General features: G+C 71.2%; 5 protein-coding genes. 4 read left to right on the forward strand and 1 reads right to left on the reverse strand.

Annotated features, from left to right (window positions below; translation table 11 throughout):
* The first annotated feature begins 469 nt into the window (after positions 1 to 469).
* From ACFYVL_RS44520 to ACFYVL_RS44535, 4 genes are all read left to right on the forward strand, one after another.
* A complete protein-coding gene (locus ACFYVL_RS44520; RefSeq protein ID WP_389255901.1) occupies positions 470 to 859 on the forward strand; it encodes a hypothetical protein in 390 nt (129 codons plus the stop codon).
* Between the two features lie 66 nt (positions 860 to 925).
* Positions 926 to 2,806 (forward strand): RICIN domain-containing protein, encoded by a 1,881-nt coding sequence (locus ACFYVL_RS44525; protein ID WP_389255903.1) that lies wholly within the window; start codon positions 926 to 928, stop codon positions 2,804 to 2,806.
* A gap of 167 nt (positions 2,807 to 2,973) precedes the next feature.
* Positions 2,974 to 3,615, forward strand: coding sequence for a TetR/AcrR family transcriptional regulator (locus ACFYVL_RS44530; RefSeq protein WP_389255907.1), 642 nt, complete (start codon positions 2,974 to 2,976; stop codon positions 3,613 to 3,615).
* 180 nt (positions 3,616 to 3,795) lie between these two features.
* On the forward strand, positions 3,796 to 5,463 hold the full coding sequence (locus tag ACFYVL_RS44535) for an MDR family MFS transporter (protein WP_389255909.1): 1,668 nt from the start codon (positions 3,796 to 3,798) through the stop codon (positions 5,461 to 5,463).
* 117 nt (positions 5,464 to 5,580) lie between these two features.
* Here the strand turns inward: ACFYVL_RS44535 and ACFYVL_RS44540 are convergent, their stop codons facing one another.
* Positions 5,581 to 5,865, reverse strand: coding sequence for a hypothetical protein (locus tag ACFYVL_RS44540; protein ID WP_389255905.1), 285 nt, complete (start codon positions 5,863 to 5,865; stop codon positions 5,581 to 5,583).
* Between the last annotated feature and the right edge of the window lie 238 nt (positions 5,866 to 6,103).

Genomic DNA, 6,103 nt, shown 5'->3' on the forward strand with positions numbered 1-6,103 from the left:
CTCACCCCTGCGGGCTTTCCTCCGGACGTTTTCGTTCGGTGTTTCTTTTGTGTTGTTGCGTTTCCGACTCTATCAGACCGTTTCCGGTGCTGATTCCCAGTCGAACTTGGGTTGTCTTTCCGGCCGTTGGGCCGTTCCGACGAGTGAGACATTAGCGGGTTCCGGCCGCCCGAATCAAATCGGGGTTTCGGTTGCCTCATTCACGAAATAGGGGCACGAAAAAGAATGCGACGGATGTCGCGTCTCGATTCGTGTTCCTGCTCTGTGAATGGTCGTCCCGGGCCAGTCGCAACCGGTGCTCACATAGGACAACCCGAAGAACTATACGGACCCAGCGGGGCCGCGTCAACCTCACTGCGGCGTCGGAGGTGACCGTCGGGCCGTCCTGGGCTGCGGGTTCTTGTCCTGCACCGTTCTTGCCGCCTGTGGCGGGCCGGAGCAGACTCCCCCGTGACGAGGGGTGTTGCCCATGTCCGTGGACGAGTTTCTGGTCGTGCTCGATCCGCCCTCCGCGACCGCCGGGGCCGAAGGGGCGACCGACAGCGAGCACCCGTTGACCGCGCTGCGCGCGGTGGCCCGGGTGACCCAGGTGCTGTCGCGCCGGCTGGTGCTGGTGCGGGGCGGGGGCGCGGAGCTGGTGGCGGCGCTGCGGGGGGTGCCCGGCGTCTCCCTCGTACGGACGGACCCGGAGGCGGAGCTGCCCGAGGACGGCGGTGCCGCCGGGTTCGACGAGGAGGAGCGGCTGCTCGTGGCCGCCTGGCGGGCTCGGGCCCGCCCCAAGAAGCGTCCCGGCGAGGGCCTCGGCTGGGATGCGCCCGGATTTCTGCCGCCCGACCGCCCAGGAGGTGGCACGGCGTAGATCCGGCGCCTCCGTCCGCCGGTGGGCGGAGGACCGTCGGGAGGTCCGTCAGGAAGGGGGAGGACGATGGCAGGCGACCTGCGGGTCCTTGAGGGAATCACGATCGGTACGACGATCACCGCCGCAGCGCCGGAGGGCGCCGGGCAGGTGGTGCACCACTACGGCAGGGTCGGCGTCGTGCAGCGCCGCCCGGACGACTCCGGGCAGGAGGCACCGGGCGACGGGGCGGCGCGCGAGGAGGTGCCACTGCGGTCGGCGACCGGTCTCAGTGAGCCGGAGGTGGCGGCGCTCGGTCCGCTGGAGCTGATGGGGGTCGAGGCGCTGCGGCTGCGCGAGTCGGCCGCGTACCGGTCGGCGAAGCGCTCCAGGCCCCGGAGCGGGGAGAGCTGGGACATGGCGGGGTGCACCTCGGTGGTGCCCCGGCCGGAGGACATCCGGGCGTCGCTGGGTCCGGGCGCGGCCGGACCGACCAGTTCCTACCTGGAAGGAAGCGTGGCGGTCGGGATCGTCATCGTCGAGGGGCCGACGGCCGGGCTGAAGTTCAGTGCGGCCGAGCGGACCAAGGTGGTCGCCGAGGTGCAGAACGGGCTGGGCTGGCTGGCCTCCGCCGCCCCGCAGGCCGCGCCGTCCTTCCACTACGACGTGCACGTCGTGCCGCTGACGGTGGCGCCCGACCCCAACGCCGGTGACCTGGAGGCGCTTTGGCGCGATCCCGCGCTCGCGGCGCTCGGCTACCCGGCCGGCGGCACCGGTGTCCTGCAGTACGCGGAACACCTGCGCGGCACCCTCGGGACCCGGTGGACGTACGTCGCCTTCTTCACCAAGTACCCGTTGAACCACTTCGCGTACGCCTTCATCGGTGGTCCGTACCTCGTCATGGACTACGCCAACGACGGCTGGGGTCCCGACAACATCGACCGGGTCTTCGCGCACGAGACGGGGCACGTCTTCGGTGCGCCGGACGAGTACGCGAGCAGCGGGTGCGACTGCGGGGGCGCCTGGGGGCGGTTCGGGATGCCGAACGGCAACTGCGAGAACTGCGCCCAGGGCGGCGGCGTCGCCTGTCTGATGCGGGGCAACGACTTCGCGTTCTGTCCCTTCACCCCGGCCCATCTCGGTCTCTGGCTGGACTCCCCGCTGATCAGCCGGGCCACCTCCAAGGTCGCCGACATCAGGGGTGCCAGTGCGGGCGACGGGGTGGCCGCCGTCCAGTGGCGGTTCCACGGCGGCGACAACCAGCGGTTCCGGCTGGAGGCGGTCGGCAACGGATACGTGCGTGCCGTCGCCCGGCACTCCGGCAAGGTCCTGGACGTCAGCAACGCCTCGACGGCGGACGGCACACCTCTCGTGCAGTGGGCGTGGAACGGCGGGGACAACCAGCGGTTCCGGCTGGAGGCGGCCGGCGACCGTGACGTTCGGCTGGTCGCCAAGCACTCCGGCAAGGTGGTCGACGTGTCCGGCGGGGCCCGCGACGACGGGGCGGCGCTCATCCAGTGGCCGTGGCACGGGGGGAGGAACCAGCGCTGGGCCTATCGCGGCACCCCGTTGCTGGCCCGGCACTCCGGCAGGGCGATCGACGTGCGGGGCGCGTCCCTGGACAACGGGACGCCCGTCGTCCAGTGGCTGCCGCACGGCGGGGCGAACCAGGAGTTTCTGGTCGAGCAGTTGGGCGACGGGTACGTACGGCTGGTGGCCACGCACTCGGGCAAGGTGCTCGACGTGTACGGTGCGTCGTCGGCGAACGGCACGCCCCTGGTGCAGTGGGCGTGGAACGGGGGCGACAACCAGCGCTTCCGCGTCGAGGGGGTCGGCGACAAGTTCGTCCGGCTGATCGCCAAGCACTCCGGCAAGGTACTCGACGTCGCGGGCGCCTCCACGGCGGACGGCGCCCGGATCGTCCAGTGGCCGTGGCACGGCGGGGACAACCAGCGGTGGCAGCTCGGCTGAGACCCGCCCGGCAGAGCTCCGTACGGGCGCGGTCTCCCGGCGAGCGCGCGAAGGCCCCGTGGGCGAGGGCCCGTTGAGGACGCCCCCGGCCGGTGCCGGCGGCACGGGTGCCGGGCCGACCAGGGGCGTCCCTAATTAATTTTGCAGGGTCTGCATGTTTGCGTAATCTGCAATATGTGAAGAGCAAGGACGGCGTTCCCGGACTCCGGGAACGCAAGAAGCAGGCCACCAAGGTGGCCCTCTCGGAAGCCGCCGTGCGGCTGGCCGCCGAGCACGGTGCGGAGAACGTCACCGTCGAGGCGATCAGCAGTGCCGCCGGGGTCTCGCCGCGCACGTTCTTCAACTACTTCGAAAGCCACGACGACGCCTTCCTCATGATCGACGCGGAGGTCGGTCAGCGGATCAGGCGTGCGCTGCGCGAGGCGCCGGCGGAGATCCCCGTCCTGGAGGTGCTGCGCGACGCGTTCCTCGCGGAACTGACGGACGTCGCGGAGCGGCACGAGGTCTGGAGCCTGCGGGCCAAGGTCTTCCAGCGCTCCCCGTACCTCCTCGTCCGTGGGCTGGGGGCCCACATGGCAGAGGAGCGGGAGCTCGCGCAGGCGGTCGCCGACCGGCTCGGGAGCGCGGCGGGAGACCGTGTCGGGCTCTATCCGCGGCTGGTGGCCTCCGTCGCCACCGCCGCCATCCGGACCTCCATCGAGGACTGGTGCGAGCGGACCCCGGACGTCGAGTTCGCCGAGGTCTTCCGCGCGACCTTCGCCCATCTGACGTCCGGCATGACGCCCCCGGACACGCCGGACACCCGGTGACCCGGACGGCCGTCGACAGCGGCACGTCCGCCGGCCCCGCCCCGCGGACGCCCTGCCCCCGGCCCCGGCCCTCCCGGTCGGCCCCCGGCCTTCCCGGCTTTTCCTGCCCGATCCTCGGATCGACATCCTAAGAAGGACACCTTGACTGCAATCGAGGCGCCCGACCAGGCGCCCACCTCCATGAACCACAAGCAGATACTCCAGGCCATGTCCGGGCTGATGGCGGGCATGTTCGTCGCCATCCTGGCCGGTACGGTCGTGGCCAACGCACTCCCCCGGATCATCGCGGACCTCGGCGCGAGCCAGTCCTCGTACACCTGGGTCGTCACCTCCGAGCTGCTGGCCATGACGGCGACCGTGCCGCTGTGGGGCAAGCTCTCGGACCTCTACAACAAGAAGCTGCTGCTCCAGCTGTCCCTCGTGATGTTCGTGGTGGGCTCGCTGCTCGCCGGGTTCTCGCACGAGGTGGGGCTGCTCATCTTCAGCCGCGTCGTGCAGGGCATCGGCGCCGGTGGTCTGACCGCGCTCGCGCAGGTCGTGATGGCCGCGATCATTCCGCCGCGTCAGCTCGGCAAGTACGCGGGCATCTTCGGCGCGGTCTTCGCGGTCGGCACCGTGGCCGGTCCGCTGGTCGGCGGTGTGCTGGTGGACACCTCGTGGCTGGGCTGGCGCTGGTGCTTCTTCATCGGTGTTCCGTTCGCGCTGCTCGGGATCTTCCTGCTCCAGCGCACGCTGAAGCTGCCGACCGTGCGCCGTGAAGTGAAGATCGACTTCCTGGGTGCGTTCCTGATCGTCGCCGGTGTCTGTGCGCTGCTGATCTGGACCTCGCTGGCGGGCCACCAGTTCGACTGGGCCTCCTGGCAGACGGCCGCCCTGACCGGTGGCGGTGTGCTGCTGCTGGTCGCCGCGGTGTTCGTCGAGGCGCGGGTGGCGGAGCCGATCATTCCGCTCACCATCTTCCGCAACCGGACGGTCAGCCTCACCACCATCGCGAGCCTGCTCGTGGGTGTGGCCATGTTCGGCGGCACCGTGTTCCTCTCGCAGTACTTCCAGATCGCGCTGGGCAAGTCGCCGACGATCGCGGGCCTGATGAGCCTGCCGATGATCCTCGGTCTGCTGGTCTCCTCCACCATCGCGGGCCAGATCATCAGCAAGACAGGCAAGTGGAAGGTGTACCTGGTCGCGGGCGCGATCATCATGACCGCGGGCCTCGCCCTGCTGTCGACGATCAACGCCGACACGCACTTCGGTCTGCTGAGCCTGTACATGGCCGTGCTCGGCATCGGCGTCGGCATGCTGATGCAGAACCTGGTGCTGGCCGCGCAGAACGACGTTCCGGCCACCGAGCTGGGTGCCGCGACGTCCGTACTGTCGTTCTTCCGCAGCATGGGCGGCACGATCGGTACCAGCGCGCTGGGTGCGGTGCTGGCCAACCGGGTCGCGACCGAGATGACCAAGGGCATGACGGAGGCGGGCATTCCGGTGCCGCCCGGCGGCGGGGGCGAGACGTCCGTGCCGGACATGACCAAGCTGCCGGCGCCGATCCGCGAGATCGTGGAGAACGCGTACGGGCTCGCGACGGCGGACCTCTTCCTGATCGCGGCGCCGTTCGCGGCGCTGGCGCTGGTCGCGGTGATCTTCATCAAGGAGAAGCCGCTGAAGACGACGAGCGGTATGGAGCGGCTCGCGGAGGAGGCGGAGGCTGCGGAAGCGGCGGAATCCGCGAAGTCTGCGACGTCCGGGAAGTCCGTGGAGTCGGTGGAGTCCGTGGATTCGGTGGATTCCGTGGAGTCGGTACGGGATGGGCAGGTGTCTGGTCCGGCTGACGCTGCGGCTCGCCGCGGGTAACTGGCGGATCGACGGCCCGACGGCCCCGGTGGCCCCCTTGGGGGCGGCCGGGGCCGTTGGTGTTTCGGGGCGGGGGTGGTTGCCGGGGGTGGCTGTGTGGGGCGGTTGCGGAGGTGGTTACGCGGTGGTGGTGCCGTGCGGTGGGCGAACTTCGACGAACCAGCGGCGGCGCGGGCCCCGGTAGAGGAGTGCGTCCCAGCCGAGGGCGGTCAGTACGTCGGTGCAGTGGGTGAGCCGGTCGCGTTCGTCGGCGGCGGCTCCGCTGCCGGGCGGGCCCAGCCATTCGACGGCGACGGTGTGCGGCTCGTCCCCCGGGCGGACGCGGTAGCCGGTGGCCGTGCGGGTGCCGTCGGGGGCGGTGGCGGAGGGCGGCAGGGGTGCGGCCTCCAGTGCGAGGGCCACGGCGTTGGGGAACTGGCGCAGTTCCCAGGGGGCGGGGGTGCTCTCCGAGCCCTGGGTGATGCGGCGGATCTGGCGCAGCCCTTCGAAGGCGGTGCGGACGGCGGCGGCGCGTTGCTCGGGGGGGTCGGGGGGTGGGGGGCCGTGGGCGGCGGGGGGGGGGGGGTGGGGGGGGGGGGGGGGGGGGGGGGGGGGGGGGGGGGGGGGGTGGGGGGGGGCAGGGGGGGGTTACGGCGGGGGG

The sequence above is a fragment of the Streptomyces sp. NPDC004111 genome (assembly GCF_042874215.1).
GTDB lineage: Bacteria > Actinomycetota > Actinomycetes > Streptomycetales > Streptomycetaceae > Streptomyces.